A 17,497-nucleotide genomic window follows, 5' to 3' on the forward strand; every position below is an offset into this window, starting at 1 on the left:
CCGGTCAGACCGGCAGGCCGACGACGAAGCGGGCGCCGAGCGGCTCGGACGTCGGGTCGGCATCGGTGGGGCGGATGTTCTCCGCCCAGATGACGCCGCCATGCGCCTCGACGATCTGCTTGGAGATGGCGAGCCCGAGGCCGGAGTTGTTGCCGAACTGCTGCTCGGGCCGCTGCGAGTAGAAGCGCTGGAAGATCTTCGTGAGCGCCTCTTCGGGGATGCCGGGGCCGGTATCCTCCACCACCACCAGCACCCGATTCTCCCGGCGGCGGGCCCAGACGCGGATCGCGTCCCCCTCCTCGCAGAAGGAGACGGCGTTGGTGATGATGTTGACGAAGACCTGCGCCAGCCGCCCCTCGAGCCCCGAGAGCGTAATCGGGCCGGGCGGCAGATCGGTGATGTAGTCGATCCCCTGCCGGCGGGCATCGCCGCCCAGATGCTCGTTGAGGTTGGTCAGCATGCGCAGCAGGTCGAACGTCTCCTCCTCCTCCTTCACCAGCTCGGCGTCGAGGCGGGAGGCGGCGGAGATGTCGCTGACCAGCCGGTCGAGGCGGCGCACGTCATGCTCCATCACCTCGATCAGCTTCTCGCGCTGATCCTCGCGCTTGGCGACGCGCATCGTGCCCATGGCGGAGCGGAGGGAGGCGAGCGGGTTCTTGATCTCGTGCGCCACGTCCGCCGCGAACTGCTCGTTGCCCTCGATCCGGTCGTAGAGCGCCGCCACCATGCCGCGGAGGGCGGAGGAGAGGCGGCCGATCTCATCGGGCCGGGCGGAGAGGTCGGGGATGCGCACGCGGGAGGGCGCCATCTTGCGGGCGTTCTTGTCGCGCCCGATCTCGGCGGCCGCCGCCAGCTCCGCCAAGGGGTTTGCGATGGTGGAGGCGAGCACGAGGCTCAGCGCGATGGAGACGATGATGCCGACGACGAACATCTGCAGCACCCGCTCCCGCTCGATCCGCAGGAGCGCGTCGATCTCCCCGGGGGCGGAGGTGACGCCGACGGCGCCGATGGTCGTTCCCGCCTGAAGGATCGGCGAGGCGACGGCGAAGATGGAGTTGCCGTCTCCGTCGCGCATGTCGCTGACGGCGCCCCGCCCGGCCAGCGCCTGCTCCACCAGCCCGGCGGGCACCTGCGGGGCCGCCGGCTCATCCGCCGTGCCGGGGGCGACCAGCCGCGCCAGCCCGTCCCAGGCAGAGGACAGGGCGTTGGTGATCAGCGTGCCGCCGCCCTCGTATTCCAGCCCCTGCACCGCCTCCGGCTCCCCCGCCGCGGCCTGCCCGACGACCTGCCCCTGCGCATCGAAGACCCAGACGGTCACACCGCGGCGCAGATCCAGCCTGTCCAGCACGTCGGAGGCGCCGAAGGCCCCCTCGCCGTCGCTGCTGGCGGCGATGTCGGCGCGCAGCTGGAACATGTCGGCGATCAGCTCCGCCTCCGCCACGAGGCCGGAGGCGCGCTGGAAGGCGAGGTTGGCGCGGGAGGGCGCGAAGTAGAGCATCCCCGTCACCAGGAGGATCAGGGCGACGAGGTTGAAGGTGATGATCTTGCGCGCCAGCGGCGAGCGCTTGAGCGTGATCACGCCCCGGCGCCGGCGGCGCCATTCCTGCATCTCGCGCTCACCCACCTCGGGGTCGACCCAATCGTCGCCGAGCAGGATGACATTGCGCTCCGCCCGCTTGCGCGCCGTGGTTTCGGCGGCGCGGCGAACGGAGCCGAGATCGCGCACGTCGACCTTCGGCGCAGTGGTCATGCCTGGCCCCTACTCTTCGTTGTAGCGGTAGCCGATACCGTAGAGCGTCTCGATGGCGGAGAACTCGTCATCCGCCTGCCGCATCTTCTTGCGCAGCCGCTTGATGTGGCTGTCGATGGTGCGGTCGTCGACATAGACCTGATCGTCGTAGGCGACATCCATCAGCTGGTCGCGGCTCTTCACGAAGCCGGGCCGCTGGGCGAGCGCCTGCAGAAGCAGGAACTCCGTCACCGTCAGCGAGACGTCGTTGCCCTTCCACTTCACCGCATGACGCAGCGGATCCATCGTCAGGTGCCCGCGGACCATGACCTTCGTCTCTTCGGTCGTCGGGCCCACGTCGCCGGCAACGGCCTCCTGCCGGCGCAGGAGGGAGCGGATGCGTTCCACCAGCAGGCGCTGGGAGAAGGGTTTCTTGACGTAGTCGTCCGCCCCCATGCGCAGGCCCAGCACCTCGTCGATCTCGTCATCCTTCGAGGTGAGAAAGATCACGGGCATCGAGCTCTTCTGGCGCAGGCGCTGCAGCAGATCCATCCCGTCCATGCGGGGCATCTTGATGTCGAGCACCGCCATGTCTGGCAGGCGTTTCGAGAAGGCGTCCAGGGCCGTCTGCCCGTCATTGTAGGTATCGACCTCGAAGCCCTCAGCTTCGAGCGTCATGGAGACGGAGGTGAGGATGTTGCGGTCATCATCCACCAGGGCGATCTTCGACATCGCGCTTATCCTTGCTGCTCGGTTTTCTTTTCTGCCTCAATTTCCACAACCTATCCCCCGGGCAGATCGCACGAATCAATGCAAAACTGCGAATCGCCGCCTTCATTCTGCCCCATATGTGGCCAAAATCCCTGCCCAATGACTAAAATGCCGCACAATCCCTAGGGGCCGATTTTCGCCCTCTGCCAAGGCTCTGACCTTGGTTGCGCTAACGGGGATTCCGTGCTGGCGCTAACATCCATGTGGTTGCGCTAACAGGATAAAATCAGGGTTTCTGGTGCAACATCCGGGGTGTTAAGGCCGCTTCAAGCGCAGGATTTCGGCCCCGGCGGCCAGGAGGTATTCGATGGATCAAGGCAGGGTGAACCCTCAGATGACGCTGGAGCGTCAGGGCATCGGCGGGCTGGGCGAGATCCATTACAACCTCGCCGAGGAGGGCCTGATGGAGGCCGCCATCGCCAATGGCGAGGGCCGGCTCGGCCGCGGGGGGACCCTGCTCGTCACCACCGGCAAGCACACCGGCCGCTCGCCGAAGGACAAGTTCGTCGTCCGCACGCCCACCACCGAAGACACAATCTGGTGGGACAACAACGCCCCGATGAGCCCCGAGAGCTTCGCCCTCCTCAAGGCCGACATGCTCGCCCACCTGGAAGGCCGCCGCGCCTACGTGCAGGATCTCTACGCCGGCGCCGACCCGGCCCACCGCCTCGACGTGCGCGTGGTGACGGAACTGGCGTGGCACGGGCTCTTCATCCGCCACCTCCTCCGCCGGCCCGAACGGGATGAGCTGGAGAGCTTCGCCCCCGATTACACGATCATCAACGTCCCCAGCTTCAAGGCGGACCCGGCGAAGCACGGCTGCCGGTCGGAGACGGTGATCGCCCTCAATATCGACGAGAAGCTGATCCTGATCGCCGGCACCGAGTATTCCGGCGAGAACAAGAAGAGCGTCTTCACCCTGCTCAACTACCTGCTGCCCGAGAAGGGCATCATGCCGATGCACTGCTCGGCCAACCACGCGCCGGAGAACCCGGTGGACACGGCGGTGTTCTTCGGCCTCTCCGGCACCGGCAAGACCACGCTCTCCGCCGAGCCGAGCCGCGTGCTCATCGGCGATGACGAGCATGGCTGGTCGGAGAAGGGGACCTTCAACTTCGAGGGCGGCTGCTACGCCAAGACCATCAGCCTCTCGAAGGAGGCGGAGCCGGAGATCTACGGCACCACCACGCGCTTCGGCACCGTGATCGAGAACATGGTCTACGACGAGGATACGCGGGAGCTCGACTTCGAGGACGATTCGATCACCGCCAACATGCGCTGCGCCTACCCGCTGGAGGCGATCTCCAACGCGTCCGACACGGCGCTCGGCGGGCACCCCAAGAACGTCGTCATGCTCACCTGCGACGCCTTCGGCGTGCTGCCCCCCATCGCGCGGCTGACGCCGGCGCAGGCGATGTATCACTTCCTCTCCGGCTTTACCTCGAAAGTCGCCGGCACCGAGGTGGGCGTCTCCGAGCCCTCGCCGACCTTCTCCACCTGTTTCGGCGCGCCCTTCATGCCGCGCCGGCCGGAGGTCTACGGCAAGCTCCTGCAGGAGAAGATCGCCCGCCACGGCGCCACCTGCTGGCTGGTCAACACCGGCTGGACAGGCGGCGCCTATGGCGAGGGCAAGCGGATGCCGATCAGGGCGACGCGCACGCTGCTGACCGCCGCGCTCGACGGCTCGCTCAACGAGGGGATGTTCCGCAAGGATCCGAACTTCGGCTTCGAGGTGCCCGTCTCCGTCCCCGGCGTCGATGCCGCCCTGCTCGACCCGCGCCGCACCTGGGCCGACCCGGCGGCCTACGACGCGCAGGCGCAGAAGCTGGTGGAGATGTTCGCCGAGAACTTCGGCCAGTACGTCCCTTACATCGACGAGGACGTGAAGGCCGCCGCCATCGGCTGAGCCACGGGATGCCCCCGGCCCCGGCCAAAGGCCGCGGGGCTGAGAGGAGGCGGGCCGCCCCAAGGCCCGCCTCCCGCCATGTCGGGGAGGCGGAACCGCGGCGCCGCACCGGCCCGAGACTCGGGCCCTTGACCCGGGCGCGCCCCCGCAGGACAGTTTGCCGTCACGCCCGCTGCCGGCCCGCCTGTCGGGCCCCGTTACCGGCCCGCCTCCCGGGCCCCGTTGAAGGATCGCCCATGGCCCGTTTCCGCCACGCCCTCGCCGCCCTCGCCTTTGCCGCTGCCGCCGCCCCAGCCGCGGCGGAGGATTACGTCTCCGACAGCATCTCGGGCTGGCACGCGGGGGCCGTCTGCTCCTCCTCCTTCCCGGCCGGCGGGGTGCGCGATGCGCTGCCCTTCATCGCCGAGACGCAGGTGGTGCCGGCGGCGCTGGGCATCGGCTTCGGCGTCGAGGCGCAGTCGGCCCTCGGCGACATCCCGAACGTCACGGTCGTGGTGACGCACCCGGCCTTCGGCGGCGAAGGCTCGCAGCAGCAGCGCTTCAACATGTCGATCTCCGGCACCGCCCTCTCCGCCTTCTACTACCGGCTGGAGGAGCCGCAGGAGGTGCAGACGGGCATCTGGCGGATCGAGGCGCAGGCGAACGGGCAGGTGCTCTACGGCATCGACTTCGAGCTTATCGCCCCCAGCCCCGGCGACGGCCTCCTCCGCGCCTGCGCGCAGTAGGGGAGCCGTCACCGGGCGTGCACAGGGCATGCACCGGCCGTGCACAGGTGTCGGGCAACCTTGGCCCACCCACGCAGGGTGGATTTCCAACCCACCGCCCCCGTCTCCCCCCGCGCCGACGTTCGCAGGCGCAGGGCATGTGCCGGCCCGTGGGGCGGCGCTCACGGGTTGCCGCGACAGCGCTTCATGGTTGCCACTCACCTCCTCGCCCCGAGCAAGGCGCGGGCGGCATCGGAGCGCCAGCCCGCGGGACGGGCAGGCGCTCGCCCTGCGGCGCGTACCGGGCGGGGGACAAAGCGGCGGCGGTGGGCTGGTGGGTTACAAACCCACCCTACGGTGCCGGCGCTGGTTGCGCACACTGCACCCGACCGCCCTACCCCGGCGGCAGCATCAGCGCGTCGTCCAAAGTGCAGTCGCGGATCACGTCCGCCCCGCAGCGGCGGAACGCCAGGTCGCGGGTCAGGCAGACCCGCACCTCCTGGATCATCCCGGACTTGCAGGTGATCGTCACGCCATCCGGCTCCAGCGCCGGGTTCGCCTCGAGGAAGGCCTCCTCGACCAGCTCCGCCGGCAGGGTGACCGCCCGGCCCAGCCCGGTCAGCACCTCTGGCAGGGCGACGCGGCCGAAGGCCTCCGCCGACAGGTCGTAGAAGGCCTCCGCCCCCAGCCCCGAGCAGACACCGTGCTTGCGCCACTGGTAGTAGGCCGCGTCGTCATCTCCATAGAGCCCTTCCCGCGCCGCCGTCTGCGCCCGGCTGGGGCCTCGCTCGGACGTCTCGCAGTAGTCCGGCCAGCCCCGCTCGTATTGTGGCCAGAGGCCGTGGAGCACGAAGGCGCGGGCCCCCTCGCACTGGGGCGAGCCCCGCTCCTCCCCCTCCAGATGGCACCAGGACGGGCTCCAGGAGAGGGAGAGGACGTAGTAGTCGAACACCCCCGCCACGCCCTCCGCCCCGGCGGGCGTGGCGAGCCAGAGGGCGGCCAGCGCCCGACCCAGCGGCATTTTGATCTTTTCAAGGCCCATATCGGCTTCTATATAGCCTCCGTTCCCCGACAAAGAGAACAGGGTCGCCCGGCGACCCGCCCCGGCAGGGGCCGGGGGAGAAGCATTCGTGTGAAAGGCGACCCGACATGGCTGACAAACCGCTGATGGCCAAGGCCACCGCCGTCTGGCTGGTGGACAACACGACGATCACCTTCCGGCAGATCGGTGACTTCTGCGGCCTGCACGAGCTGGAGGTCCAGGGCATCGCCGATGGCGACGTCGCCGCCGGCGTGAAGGGCTTCGACCCGGTCGCCAACAACCAGCTCACGCAGGACGAGATCGACAAGGCCGAGGCCGATCCGACCCACCGGCTGAAGCTGAAGTTCAACGCCGCCTCCGTCGGTGAGGAGAAGCGCCGCGGCCCGCGCTACACGCCCCTCTCCAAGCGGCAGGACCGGCCCGCCTCGATCCTCTGGCTGGTGAAGTTCCACCCCGAGCTGAGCGACGGGCAGATCTCCAAGCTCGTCGGCACCACGAAGCCGACGATCCAGTCGATCCGCGAGCGCACGCACTGGAACATCGCCCATATCGAGCCGATTGACCCCGTCGCCCTTGGCCTGTGCAAGCAGTCCGAGCTCGACGCCGCCGTGCAGAAGGCCAACGCCAAGAAAGCCCGCGAGGGCGGGGTGATGACCGATGACGAGCGGATGAAGCTCGTCTCCACCGCCCAGTCCCTCTCGATGCCGACCGAGCCGCGCATGCCCTCCAGCATGTCCGGGCTCGAGACCTTCTCGCTCGGCGACGGGGACGACGAGGATCCGCGCGGCCATGAGGAGGAGGAAGAAGAGGACAAGCGCGACGTCTCGGACGCCGAGAGCTTCTTCAACCTGCCCGGCGACACCGACGAGGACGACGACGACGAGGATTGATCCCGCCGGCGTCGCAGACCGATCAAAGCAAGGCCCCGGGCATCCGCCGCGGGGCCTTTTTCGTGCGCGGGTCATTCAGGCGAGGACCATGAGACAACGCCGTGACCGTGGCCAGCGCCTGACGCCGCCGAGTCAGCGCGGGCCATCGGGGGCGCAATGCCGCCGCGATCAGCCACGAGACCGCTTTTGTTGGGGGATCTGGTCGGAGTGAGAGGATTCGAACCTCCGACCCCCTGCTCCCGAAGCAGGTGCGCTACCAGGCTGCGCTACACTCCGACCGTGGCGGCGGAGGTAGCGAAGCGGCCGGCGGATTGCAAGGCGGAATCGGGCTCAATCGCTGCGCTGCGCCACGGCGCTCGTGCGGCCAGGGCGCCGACCGTCGAGCACCCGCATCAGCACCGAGGGGCGCGGCGCCGTGCCCACCTCTCGCGACATCCGGGTCCGGGTGACGGGGCGCTCCGACTCGGGCTTGTTGCGCTCGCGGCCAAGAATCACGAGGCCCGAGATGATGATGATGACCGCGCCGATGGTCGTGTTGCGGCCGGGCGTCTCGCCGAAGACGAGAAAGCCGTAGGCCGCCGCCCAGATGATCTGGCTGTACTGCATCGGCGCCACCACTGCCGCCTCGCCCGCCTTGTAGGCCGCGATGATCACGAGGCCGCCGAGGAACCCGAGGCAGGCCATGCCGCCAAGGAGGCCGAGATGCCCCACCGGCATCGGCTCGTAGACGAAAGGCAGCGCCACGGCCATCAAGACGAAGTTGGCGATCATCGGGTAGAGCATCAGCACGACGGGCCGTTCGTCCGCCCCGATCTTGCGCACCGAGATGGCCGCGAAGCTGCCCGAGAGCGCCCCGACCAGCGCCGCGGCGTGGCCGAGCTCGAAGCCGATGGCATCCTGCCCGCCCGAGGGCCAGATCGCCACGACGACGCCCGCCAGGCCCACGACAACCGCCGCCCAGCGCCGCAGCCCCACCTGCTCGCCCAGCACGGGGATGGAGAGCACGGTGATGATCAACGGCGAGGCGAAGAGGATCACGTAGACCTGCGCCAACGGCAGCGTCGAGAAGGCGTAGAAGTTGCAAACCGCGTTGGCCACGGCGGCCAGCGTGCGCGCCCCCACCCACCACGGGTGCACGGGCCGCAGCGTGCCCGGCGCCCTGTCGGAGATCAGCGAGAAGGTGACGAGCGGGAACGAGAGCAGCGTGGAGAAGAAGATCAGCTGCGCCGCCGCGTAGCCGCCGCCGAGAAACTTCACCAGCGTGTCGTGGGTCGCATAAATGCCGAAGGCGGCGAGCGCGAGTAGCACGCCCTTTAGGTTCGAACCCATGTCACTGTCCCTGCCCGGTTTTACGGGCAGATTGTCCGCTGAGCCGCCCGCGTCAAGGCCGGGCGCCCCCCTTGTGGCGGCAGAGCGCCGGCGCGGGGCGGAACTGTCGAGTGCCGAGGCTCATTGGCCTTAGAAGCGGGAGAGATAGGCATGGAGACATTCGTCCAGGTGCTGGCCAGGGGCCTCGTCACCGTGGCGCTGGTGGTGGCGCTGACACGGCTGAACGGGCTGAGGAGCTTCTCGAAGATCTCCGCCTTCGATTTCGCGATCACGGTTGCCACCGGCTCCGTCCTCGCCACGGCGCTGACGACGAAGGACGCGTTCGGCCCGGCGCTGGCGGCGCTCGTGGTGCTCTTCCTCGTGCAGGGGCTGGTCAGCCGCGTGCGCGTGCGGCTCTCGCCGTTCCGCAACGCGGTGGACAATACGCCGCTCCTCCTGATGGAGAATGGCAGCTTCATGGACGAGAACATGGAGAGTGCCCAGATCGCGCGGAGCGACCTCATCGCCAAGCTGCGGGAATCAGGCACGGTGGAGCGGGCCAAGATCCGCGCCGTGGTGCTGGAGACGACGGGGACAGTGAGCGTGATCTATGCCGATCCCGGCGCCGAGCTGGCCGAGGGGCTGATGGACGGCGTGCGCCGTACGCCCCGCGCCCTGCCCTGACATGAAAAGGGCCGGCCCGAAGGCCGGCCCGTGGTTCTCGCTAGGAGCGCTCAGTCGGCGGTGGAATGGCTCTCCATCCACGCCTTGTGGCGCTTTTCGTCTGCGAGCGCCGTCTCCACCATGCCGGCCATCTCCGCCGGCAGCGACGCGTTCTCAGAGGCGTGCTGGTAGGCGGAAACGGTGTCCGATTCGTTGGTGCTCATCGCCCGCAGGATGCTGGCATCGTCGCCCATCATGTCGGCGAGCTTCACCTTGCCGGTGGTCAGCATCTGCTTCATGTCGCCTTCCGTGGGCGGGGTGACGCCATGCGCCTCGGCCAAGGTGCGAAGCGCGTCGAGGTGGGCGTGGTGATCGTCCCGGAAGGCCGAGACCTGCGCCTTGTACTCGGCGGAGTCGAGCCGCTCGATGACGGTGTCGTAGGCGGCGATCGCGTCATGCTCCAGCAGGATGCAGTTCTCGATCAGCTTCTCGGCGGTGTTCTCGGTGCCAACTGTCGTGGCCATGGGAGCCTCCTCCAGATTCCGTTTCGGTTGCCCGACAGAACCGGGAGCGCGCCCCGATGTTCCGCCCCGCCGCCATATGGGCGGGGCGGGAGTGTGCGCTCAGGCCGAGGCGGCCAGCGCCGCTGTCCTGAGTTACGCGGCGGCCAGCGCCGCGACGATGGCGTCGCCCATCTCGGAGGTGGAGACGGGGGACTTGCCCTCTTCGCCCAGCAGATCGGCGGTGCGCAGGCCGTCGGCCAGCACCGTCTCCACCGCCTTCTCGACACGCGTCGCCTCGTCGCCGAGGTCGAAGGAGTAGCGCAGGGCCATGGCGAAGGAGAGGATGCAGGCGATCGGGTTGGCCTTGCCTTGCCCCGCGATGTCCGGCGCCGAGCCGTGGACGGGCTCGTAGAGGGCCTTCGGCCGGCCATTCGCCATGGGGGCGCCCAGCGAGGCGGAGGGCAGCATGCCGAGGGAGCCGGTGAGCATCGCGGCGGCGTCGGAGAGCAGGTCGCCGAAGAGGTTGTCCGTCACGATGACGTCGAACTGCTTGGGCCAGCGGCAGAGCTGCATGGCGCCGGCGTCGGCGTACATGTGGGAGAGCGCCACCTCGGGGTAATCCTTGCCGACCTCGGTGACGACCTCGCGCCAGAGGATGCCGGATTCCATGACGTTGGCCTTTTCCATCGAGCAGAGCTTGCGGTTGCGCTTCATGGCCAGTTCGAAGGCGGAGCGGGCGACACGCTCGATCTCGCTCTCGGTGTAGCGCTGGGTGTTGATGCCGACGCGCTCGTTGTTCTCGGTGATGATGCCGCGCGGCTCGCCGAAATAGATGCCGGAGGTCAGCTCGCGGACGATGACGATGTCGAGCCCGGCGACCACCTCGCGCTTGAGGGAGGAGAAATCGGCCAGCGCGTCGAAGCACTGCGCGGGGCGCAGGTTGGCGAAGAGGTCCATCTCCTTGCGCAGGCGCAGCAGGCCGCGCTCGGGCTTCACGGAGAAGTCGAGCACGTCGTATTTCGGCCCGCCGACGGCGCCGAGGAGGACGGCGTCGACCTCCTGCGCCTTCGCCATCGTGTCATCGTGGAGCGGAGTGCCGTGCGCGTCGTAGGCGGCGCCGCCGACGAGATCTTCCGAGACGTCGAAGGCGTGACCTTTCGTGCCGAACCAGTCGATGACCTTTCGGACCTCCGCCATCACCTCGGGGCCGATGCCGTCGCCGGGCAGGATGAGAAGGGAATGGGCCATCTTTCGCTCCGTCAGTTGGGACGGCTTCGGGTAGCTTGCGGGGGGTGGGGCGTCAACGCTCTCCGGCCCTGCCGGGCCGGCTCGCCGGGCGTTCGGGGGCGGGCGGCGGGAGCGGGTGGCCGGTGGTGGAGCGGGGGCGCTGCCCCCGCGCCCCCGAGGTATTTTCGGCCAGATGAAGAGGATCGGGGCTGGTGGGGCCGTCGGCGCTTGACTTGGGGCGGCGGGCGCTACCCTTGGTTTCGGGGGTGGGAATGGTTACCACCCGATGGACCCGGACCCGAGAGATGAAGACACAGGACATGGATCGCGACTGGCTGACAACTGCCCGCACCCTTCAGAAGGCCCTGCCCTACATGCAGCGCTATTCCGGCGCCATCGTGGTGGTGAAGTTCGGCGGCAACGCCATGGGCGGCGTCGAGGCGATGGCGGACTTCGCCCGCGACATCGTGCTGATGCGGCAGGTGGGGGTGAACCCGGTCGTCGTCCATGGCGGCGGGCCGATGATCAACGAGATGCTGGGCAAGCTCGGCATCGAATCGCACTTCGTCAACGGCAAGCGGGTGACCGACCAGGCCACCGTCGAGGTCGTCGAGATGGTGCTGACCGGCCTCGTCAACAAGCGGATCGTGCAGGCGATCATGGACGAGGGCGGGCGGGCCGTCGGCCTTTCCGGCAAGGACGACGACCTGATGGTCTGCGAGGCGGATGACCCGCAGCTCGGCTTCGTCGGCCGGCCCATCGAGATGAACGTGCAGGTGCTGCGCGACCTCTTCAAGGCGGGGATCATCCCGGTCATCGCGCCCGTGGCGACGGGGATGGACCCCAACGAGACCTTCAACGTCAACGGCGACACCGCCGCCGGCGCCATCGCCGGGGCGCTGAAGGCCGACCGCCTGCTGCTGCTGACCGACGTGCCGGGCGTCAAGGATGCCGACGGGAATGTCGTCACCCAGCTCTCGCCCGAGCAGGTTCGGGCGATGATCGACGACGGCACCATCTCCGGCGGGATGATCCCCAAGGTGGAGACGGCGCTGCAGGCGGTGGAGAAGGGCGTGCGGGCGGCCGTCATCATCAACGGCAAGCTGCCGAACGCGGCACTGCTGGAGCTCTTCACCGAGCATGGCGCCGGGTCGATCATCCGCGCCAGCGAACCCCGGGTGCCGACCTCGGAGTGAGGCGGCCGCCGGCGGCGGCCGGCTTGACACCGAGGGTGGGGGCATGAGCATGGGAGGCGATTGCCCCGCCTGCTCCGGCGACGGAGCGAGGCACCACCCTGTATTGATTGCGAAGGCTTTTTTCCCTTGAAGACCCTTATCCTCACCCGCCACGCCAAATCCGACTGGAGCCAGGACGCCGACGACCATTCCCGCCCTCTGAACAAGCGGGGCCGCCGGGCGGCGCCGCTCCTCGGCCAGTGGCTGCAGCAGACGGGGCACCTGCCGGATCTTGTGCTCTGCTCGGACGCCAAGCGCACGCGGGAGACGCTGGCGCTGATCCTCGCGGAATGGGCGAGCTGGCCGCCGGTGCGGCAGCGAAAGAGCCTCTACCAGGCCTCGGCGGCGCGGATCCTCGAGATCCTGCGGGGGGAGACGACGGCACAGACGATCCAGGTCATCGCCCACAACCCCGGCATCGGGGCGCTGGCGCAGGCGCTGCTGGCGGAGCGGGGGGATCACCCGCGCTTCGACGATTACCCGACGGGCGCGACGGCCGTCATTTCCTTCCAGACGGATGACTGGGCCAAGGTGGCCGAGGGCACCGGGCGGCTGGTGGACTTCACCGTGCCGGCAGAGCTGGGCTGAGGCGCGGGCGATGCACGGTGTCGTCGGAAAGATCGTGGCTCGTCCGGGCCAGCGCGAGGCGGTGATCAAGGTGCTGGAAGACAGGCCCCGCGAGGTGCCGGGCTGCCTCTCCTACGTGGTGGCGCGGGATGTGGACGACGGCAGCGCCGTCTGGGTGACGGAAATCTGGAAGAGCCCGGCGGTGCATGCGACATCGCTGCGGAGCCCCGGGGCGCGCGAGATGGTCGATCGGCTGCGCCCGCTCGTCGCCACCGTCGAGCGGGTGGCGACGACGCATATCCTGTCGGGCGCGCCGGAGGGGTGACGGGCGGCCCCGGGGCCGCCCTGCTCGCCGCTCCCTTGCGGACGCGTCTCGCGCCTCAGTGACCGAGGATCTGGCTGAGGAACAGCTTCGTCCGGTCGCTCTTGGGGTTGTTGAAGAACTCCTCCGGCTCGTTCTGCTCGACGATCTGGCCCTGGTCCATGAAGATCACGCGGTTGGCGACCTGACGGGCGAAGCCCATTTCGTGCGTGACGCAGAGCATGGTCATGCCCTCCTGCGCCAGCTCGATCATGGTATCGAGCACCTCCTTGATCATCTCCGGGTCCAGAGCCGACGTCGGCTCGTCGAAGAGCATGATCCGCGGGCGCATGCAGAGCGAGCGGGCGATGGCGACGCGCTGCTGCTGACCGCCGGAGAGCTGGCCGGGGTACTTGTCGGCCTGCTCGGGGATCCGCACCTTTTCGAGGAAGTGCATCGCCGTCTCTTCGGCTTCCTTCTTGGGCGTCTTGCGCACCCAGATCGGGGCCAGCGTGCAGTTCTCGAGGATGGTCAGGTGCGGGAAGAGGTTGAAGTGCTGAAAGCACATGCCGACCTCGGAGCGCACCTTGTCGATGTTCTTGAGGTCGGAGCTGAGCACCGTCCCGTCCACCTCGATCTTGCCCGACTGGTGCTCTTCCAGCCGGTTGATGCAGCGGATCAGCGTCGACTTGCCGGAACCGGAGGGGCCGGCGATGACGATCCGCTCCCCCCGGTAGACGGTCAGGTCGATGTCGCGCAGCACGTGGAAGGTGCCGAACCACTTGTTCATCTTGGTGATCTGAACGGCGACCTCGTCGCTCACCTTCAGTTTCGAGCGGTCGATCTGAAGCTCGGTATCTAGCGCGGTCATGGATAGGGCTCCTTAGCGATGCTCGCGGGTGAGCTTGCGTTCGAGGTACATGGAGTAGCGGGACATGCTGAAGCAGAAGATCCAGAACATGATCCCGATGAAGAGGAAGAGCTCCCAGTAGATGCCGTTCCAGTCCGTCGTGGCGCGGATGGAGTTGGACAGGCCGATGGGATCGAGCAGGCCGATGAAGACGACCAGCGTCGTGTCCTTGAAGAGCCCTATGAAGGTGGAGACGATGCCGGGGATGGCGATTTTCAGCGCTTGCGGCAGGATGATCAGCCGCATGGACTGCCAGTAATCCAGCCCCAGCGCGTCCGCCGCCTCGTATTGGCCCTTCGGCAGGGCGGCGAGGCCGCCCCGCACCACCTCGGCGATGTAGGCCGCCGAGAAGAGCGTCACCATGATGATGACGCGCAGCATGATGTCGAAGTTGGTGCCCGGCGGCAGGAAGTAGTTCAGCAGCAGCGAGGCGGTGAAGAGCCAGACGATCAGCGGCACGCCGCGGATCAGCTCGATGAAGCCGACGGAGACCTTGTTGATCAGGAACAGGTCCGACTGCCGCCCCAGCGCCAGGAGGATGCCGAGCGGCAGCGACAGGATGATCCCCGCCACGCCGATGACGAAGGAGAGCATGAAGCCGCCGAAATCCTTCGAGCCGACGGGCTCCAGCCCGATGGGGAGGATGTTGCCGAGCTCCCGCGCCAGCGGGCCGGCGAGGAAGAGCCAGAAGATGATCGGCAGCAGGACGGCTGCGATCGTGGCCACCAGCCGGCCGAGCGGCTTGGTCAGGAAGGCGATGCAGGCCCAGCCGATGACGAAGCCCAGCGCCACCGTGAGCGGCCCCCAGATCGTGCCGCCCCACAGGAGCAGGAAGATCAGGAAGGGCGCCGCGACGGTGAAGCCCAGCATCTGGCGCGGCACCCGCGCGAAGAGGACCGGCGCGATGGCGGCGAAGAAGCACAGGAGCGCCAGGATCGGCCGCCAGTAGAGCTCCCTCGGGTAGAAGCCGAAGAGGAGCTGCTGCCAGCGATCGGTGATCACGGCGAAGCAGGCCGCATCCACCCCGTCGCCGTAGCGGGCGTCGCGGATCTCGCGGCACTCCGCCAGCGAGCCGGCATCCCAGACGCCGCGCAGCAGCCACGGCAGCGTGTGCGCCAGCACCCAGTAGACGAGGAGCAGCGACAGCACCGTCAGGATGGCGTTGAGCCAGGAGGAGAACAGGTTCTCCCGCAGCCATTTGAGCGCGCCCTGCTCGGCGATGGGCGGCTCCTTCTGGGCGAGCATCGTCTCGCGGACGAAGGCCAGGTCAGCTTCGGAATGCATGTCGGCCATCTCAGCGCTCCTTCAGCTTGACGCGGTTGTTGTAGATGTTCATCGCGCCCGAGATCAGCAGCGAGATCAGCAGGTAGAAGAGCCCGAGGAGGAGCATCCCCTCCAGCTCCTTGCCGGTCTGGTTGATGGTGATGCCCCCCAGCGTCGAGCGGACATCCATGTAGCCGACGGCGATGGCCAGCGAGGAGTTCTTGGTCAGGTTCAGGTACTGCGAGATCAGCGGCGGGATGATGACCCGCAGCGCCTGCGGCAGGATCACCAGCCGCATCGTGACGCCCGAGCGCAGGCCGAGCGCGTAGGCGGCCTCCGTCTGGCCCTTGGAGATGGCGAGGATGCCGCCGCGCACGATCTCGGCGATGAAGGCACCGGTATAGAGCGAGAGGGCCAGCCACAGGGCGACGAGCGAGTTGCGGACCTGAATGCCGCCGTTGAAGTTGAAGCCCCCCAGCTCGGGATAGGCCAGGCTGATCGGCCGGCCGAGCAGGAAGAAGACCACCAGCGTCGGCACGAAGAAGAGCAGGATGGAGGGCAGCAGCGTCGGGACGACCTTGCCCTCGTCGAGCAGCTTCTTCACCGCGTAGCGGCGCCACAGGAAGATCGCCGCGATGGAGGCGAGGAAGACGCCGACGACGAACCATGCGGCCGCACCGCCGACGGGCGCGGGGATGAAGACACCGCGGTTGGTGATGGCGACCGAGTCCCACAGCAGCATCGAGGCGTCGGCATTGCCGCTCTCGTCCACGAGGAAGGCCCGGGGCTGCGGTGTCGCTTCCGTCATCAGCGCGAAGATCAGGATGATCCAGAGCAGCAGCGGGATGTTGCGGAAGGCCTCGACATAGACGGTCATCAGCCGGCCGACGACCCAGTTCTTAGACAGGCGCAGCACGCCCGCCAGAACGCCGACGACCGTGGCCAAGATGCAGCCGAGAACGGCGACGAGCAGCGTGTTGAGGATGCCCACCAGAGCCGCGCGCCCGTGCGTGGAGCCGCTGTCATACGGAATGAGCACCTGATTGATGTCGTACCCGGCGCGCTGGCCGAGGAAGCCGAAGTCGAAATCCTTGCCGAGCGCTTCGAGGTTTTCGATCGTGTTGTTGATCAGCCAGCCGAAGAACGTCAGCAGCACGATCAGGGCGACGATCTGGATCGTCATCGATCGATAGCGCGTGTCGTAGATCAGTTGGTTGAGCCGGAATCCCTGGTCCGGCGCCGGCGCGTCAGTCGTCGTGGACATGATGTCTCCCCGGCGAGACGCCCTTCCTTCCCGGTGCCGGTTTTTCCCGGCTTGTCGTTCAGGGCGGCCCGATGCTGTCCAATCCCTTGGAGGTCGGGCCGCGCAGTGGCCCTGGCTCCGGTCTTATTGGAAGGGGGCGCCGAATGACGGCGCCCCCTCCTGTTGTCTTACCGGAACGGCGGGCTGTAGAGCAGGCCGCCTTCGGTCCACTGCGCGTTCAGGCCGCGCGCGAGGCCGATCGGGGTGCTTTCACCGATGTTCTGCTCGAAGATCTCGCCGTAGTTGCCGACGGCGGCAATGGCGCGCTGCGCCCAGTCGGAGTCGAGGCCGAACATGGCGCCGAGGTCACCCTCGGTGCCGAGCAGACGGTTGATCTCCGGGTTGTCGGTGCCTTCGGCGAGTTCCGCGACGTTGGCGGAGGTCACGCCCAGCTCCTCGGCGGCGATCAGCGCGTTCAGCGTCCAGCGAGCGATGTCGCCCCACTGGTTGTCGCCATGGCGAACGAGCGGGCCGAGCGGCTCCTTGGAGATGATCTCCGGCAGGATGACGTGGTCGCCCGGGTTCTCGAACGTGGCGCGCGTGGCGGCCAGGCCGGAGGCGTCGGTCGTGTACACGTCGCAGGCATTGGCGAGGTACTGCTGCTGGGCCTCGGCGTTCGTTTCGACGGGCACCGGCTCGTAGCTGATGTTGTTGACGCGGAAGTAGTCCGCGAGGTTCAGCTCGGTCGTGGTGCCGGTCTGGATGCAGACGGTGGCGCCGTCGAGATCGCGGGCCGAGGTGACGCCCAGCTCACGGGGGACCATGAAGCCCTGGCCGTCGTAGTAGTTCACGCCGACGAACTCGAAGCCGAGGTCGACGTCGCGGCTGAAGGTCCAGGTCGTGTTCCGGGCCAGCAGGTCGACCTCGCCGGAGGCGAGCGCGGTGAAGCGCGTCTGGCCGGTGGTCGGGACGAAGTTGACGGCCATCGGATCGTCGAGGACGGCGGCGGCAACGGCGCGGCAGAAGCTGACGTCGAAGCCCTCCCACTCACCGGCGGCGTTCGGAGACGCGAAGCCGGTCAGACCGGTGGCCACGCCGCAATCGAGCACGCCGGCTTCCTGGACGTCTGCGAGCGTCTGGGCACTGGCCGTGCCGGCGGCGAGACCAGCAACGGTCAGCGCGCCGAAAAGAACGGATGTTTTCATATTTACCTCTTCCTGATTTCCCATGCCCGG

At 68.0% G+C, this 17,497-nt stretch carries 17 protein-coding genes and 1 tRNA gene; 7 read left to right on the forward strand and 11 right to left on the reverse strand.

The annotated features are described in order from the left end of the window. Positions 1-4: 4 nt before the first annotated feature. A complete protein-coding gene (locus tag GY170_RS14780) occupies positions 5-1,750 on the reverse strand; it encodes a sensor histidine kinase (RefSeq protein WP_163894962.1) in 1,746 nt (581 codons plus the stop codon). Positions 1,751-1,759: 9 nt separating this feature from the next. Continuing rightward, positions 1,760-2,461, reverse strand: coding sequence for a response regulator transcription factor (locus GY170_RS14785; protein WP_163894963.1), 702 nt, complete (start codon positions 2,459-2,461; stop codon positions 1,760-1,762). Positions 2,462-2,807: 346 nt separating this feature from the next. Between GY170_RS14785 and GY170_RS14790 the strand changes: the two genes are divergently transcribed. Then, positions 2,808-4,406: a phosphoenolpyruvate carboxykinase gene (locus GY170_RS14790; RefSeq protein WP_163894966.1), complete on the forward strand. Its 1,599-nt coding sequence runs from the start codon at positions 2,808-2,810 to the stop codon at positions 4,404-4,406. Between the two features lie 236 nt (positions 4,407-4,642). Continuing rightward, positions 4,643-5,131 (forward strand): DUF3859 domain-containing protein, encoded by a 489-nt coding sequence (locus GY170_RS14795; protein WP_163894968.1) that lies wholly within the window; start codon positions 4,643-4,645, stop codon positions 5,129-5,131. 373 nt (positions 5,132-5,504) lie between these two features. Here the strand turns inward: GY170_RS14795 and GY170_RS14800 are convergent, their stop codons facing one another. Continuing rightward, a complete protein-coding gene (locus GY170_RS14800) occupies positions 5,505-6,131 on the reverse strand; it encodes a ribonuclease T2 family protein (RefSeq protein ID WP_163894970.1) in 627 nt (208 codons plus the stop codon). 128 nt (positions 6,132-6,259) lie between these two features. Here GY170_RS14800 and GY170_RS14805 point away from each other — a divergent pair, with 128 nt between their 5' ends. Next, positions 6,260-7,042, forward strand: coding sequence for a DUF1013 domain-containing protein (locus tag GY170_RS14805; protein ID WP_163894972.1), 783 nt, complete (start codon positions 6,260-6,262; stop codon positions 7,040-7,042). A gap of 199 nt (positions 7,043-7,241) precedes the next feature. Here the strand turns inward: GY170_RS14805 and GY170_RS14810 are convergent. Both GY170_RS14810 and GY170_RS14815 read right to left on the reverse strand, forming a co-directional pair. Further along, positions 7,242-7,318, reverse strand: a tRNA-Pro gene (locus GY170_RS14810). Between the two features lie 54 nt (positions 7,319-7,372). Beyond that, on the reverse strand, positions 7,373-8,371 hold the full coding sequence (locus GY170_RS14815; RefSeq protein WP_163894974.1) for a DMT family transporter: 999 nt from the start codon (positions 8,369-8,371) through the stop codon (positions 7,373-7,375). A 150-nt stretch (positions 8,372-8,521) separates the two neighbouring features. Here GY170_RS14815 and GY170_RS14820 point away from each other — a divergent pair, with 150 nt between their 5' ends. Next, on the forward strand, positions 8,522-9,034 hold the full coding sequence (locus tag GY170_RS14820; RefSeq protein WP_163894976.1) for a DUF421 domain-containing protein: 513 nt from the start codon (positions 8,522-8,524) through the stop codon (positions 9,032-9,034). Positions 9,035-9,084: 50 nt separating this feature from the next. Here the strand turns inward: GY170_RS14820 and GY170_RS14825 are convergent, their stop codons facing one another. Then, positions 9,085-9,537, reverse strand: coding sequence for a ferritin-like domain-containing protein (locus GY170_RS14825; protein ID WP_163894978.1), 453 nt, complete (start codon positions 9,535-9,537; stop codon positions 9,085-9,087). A 132-nt stretch (positions 9,538-9,669) separates the two neighbouring features. After that, positions 9,670-10,764, reverse strand: a complete 1,095-nt coding sequence (leuB, locus tag GY170_RS14830; protein WP_163894980.1) for a 3-isopropylmalate dehydrogenase — start codon at positions 10,762-10,764, stop codon at positions 9,670-9,672. Between the two features lie 284 nt (positions 10,765-11,048). Here leuB and argB point away from each other — a divergent pair, with 284 nt between their 5' ends. From argB to GY170_RS14845, 3 genes are all read left to right on the forward strand, one after another. Beyond that, complete coding sequence (argB, locus tag GY170_RS14835; RefSeq protein WP_163894981.1) at positions 11,049-11,939, forward strand: acetylglutamate kinase; 891 nt, start codon at positions 11,049-11,051, stop codon at positions 11,937-11,939. 126 nt (positions 11,940-12,065) lie between these two features. After that, entirely contained in the window at positions 12,066-12,566 is a 501-nt protein-coding gene (locus GY170_RS14840) for a SixA phosphatase family protein (protein WP_163894983.1), read from the forward strand. A gap of 10 nt (positions 12,567-12,576) precedes the next feature. Continuing rightward, positions 12,577-12,870 (forward strand): putative quinol monooxygenase, encoded by a 294-nt coding sequence (locus tag GY170_RS14845; protein WP_163894985.1) that lies wholly within the window; start codon positions 12,577-12,579, stop codon positions 12,868-12,870. A gap of 55 nt (positions 12,871-12,925) precedes the next feature. On the opposite strand, the gene GY170_RS14850 is transcribed toward GY170_RS14845, so the two are convergent. The 4 genes from GY170_RS14850 to GY170_RS14865 form a co-directional block, all read right to left on the reverse strand. Beyond that, complete coding sequence (locus GY170_RS14850) at positions 12,926-13,717, reverse strand: amino acid ABC transporter ATP-binding protein (RefSeq protein ID WP_163894987.1); 792 nt, start codon at positions 13,715-13,717, stop codon at positions 12,926-12,928. Between the two features lie 12 nt (positions 13,718-13,729). Next, positions 13,730-15,049, reverse strand: a complete 1,320-nt coding sequence (locus GY170_RS14855; protein WP_163894989.1) for an amino acid ABC transporter permease — start codon at positions 15,047-15,049, stop codon at positions 13,730-13,732. 1 nt (position 15,050) lies between these two features. Continuing rightward, positions 15,051-16,283, reverse strand: coding sequence for an amino acid ABC transporter permease (locus GY170_RS14860; protein WP_163894991.1), 1,233 nt, complete (start codon positions 16,281-16,283; stop codon positions 15,051-15,053). Between the two features lie 167 nt (positions 16,284-16,450). Then, complete coding sequence (locus tag GY170_RS14865; protein WP_163894993.1) at positions 16,451-17,467, reverse strand: amino acid ABC transporter substrate-binding protein; 1,017 nt, start codon at positions 17,465-17,467, stop codon at positions 16,451-16,453. Positions 17,468-17,497: the final 30 nt, after the last annotated feature.

The sequence above is a fragment of the Pseudoroseicyclus tamaricis genome (genome assembly GCF_012070395.1).
Taxonomy (GTDB): domain Bacteria; phylum Pseudomonadota; class Alphaproteobacteria; order Rhodobacterales; family Rhodobacteraceae; genus Pseudoroseicyclus_A; species Pseudoroseicyclus_A tamaricis.

Excerpts from the sequence above, each read along its gene's own strand:
- GY170_RS14860 (WP_163894991.1), bottom strand. The coding sequence starts at position 16,283 with ATGTCCACGACGACTGACGCGCCGGCGCCGGACCAGGGATTCCGGCTC.
- leuB (WP_163894980.1), bottom strand. The coding sequence starts at position 10,764 with ATGGCCCATTCCCTTCTCATCCTGCCCGGCGACGGCATCGGCCCCGAG.
- GY170_RS14800 (WP_163894970.1), bottom strand. The coding sequence starts at position 6,131 with ATGCCGCTGGGTCGGGCGCTGGCCGCCCTCTGGCTCGCCACGCCCGCC.
- GY170_RS14815 (WP_163894974.1), bottom strand. The coding sequence starts at position 8,371 with ATGGGTTCGAACCTAAAGGGCGTGCTACTCGCGCTCGCCGCCTTCGGC.
- GY170_RS14825 (WP_163894978.1), bottom strand. The coding sequence starts at position 9,537 with ATGGCCACGACAGTTGGCACCGAGAACACCGCCGAGAAGCTGATCGAG.
- GY170_RS14795 (WP_163894968.1), top strand. The coding sequence starts at position 4,643 with ATGGCCCGTTTCCGCCACGCCCTCGCCGCCCTCGCCTTTGCCGCTGCC.
- GY170_RS14790 (WP_163894966.1), top strand. The coding sequence starts at position 2,808 with ATGGATCAAGGCAGGGTGAACCCTCAGATGACGCTGGAGCGTCAGGGC.
- GY170_RS14785 (WP_163894963.1), bottom strand. The coding sequence starts at position 2,461 with ATGTCGAAGATCGCCCTGGTGGATGATGACCGCAACATCCTCACCTCC.
- GY170_RS14865 (WP_163894993.1), bottom strand. The coding sequence starts at position 17,467 with ATGAAAACATCCGTTCTTTTCGGCGCGCTGACCGTTGCTGGTCTCGCC.
- GY170_RS14820 (WP_163894976.1), top strand. The coding sequence starts at position 8,522 with ATGGAGACATTCGTCCAGGTGCTGGCCAGGGGCCTCGTCACCGTGGCG.
- GY170_RS14845 (WP_163894985.1), top strand. The coding sequence starts at position 12,577 with ATGCACGGTGTCGTCGGAAAGATCGTGGCTCGTCCGGGCCAGCGCGAG.
- GY170_RS14855 (WP_163894989.1), bottom strand. The coding sequence starts at position 15,049 with ATGGCCGACATGCATTCCGAAGCTGACCTGGCCTTCGTCCGCGAGACG.
- argB (WP_163894981.1), top strand. The coding sequence starts at position 11,049 with ATGAAGACACAGGACATGGATCGCGACTGGCTGACAACTGCCCGCACC.
- GY170_RS14805 (WP_163894972.1), top strand. The coding sequence starts at position 6,260 with ATGGCTGACAAACCGCTGATGGCCAAGGCCACCGCCGTCTGGCTGGTG.
- GY170_RS14780 (WP_163894962.1), bottom strand. The coding sequence starts at position 1,750 with ATGACCACTGCGCCGAAGGTCGACGTGCGCGATCTCGGCTCCGTTCGC.
- GY170_RS14850 (WP_163894987.1), bottom strand. The coding sequence starts at position 13,717 with ATGACCGCGCTAGATACCGAGCTTCAGATCGACCGCTCGAAACTGAAG.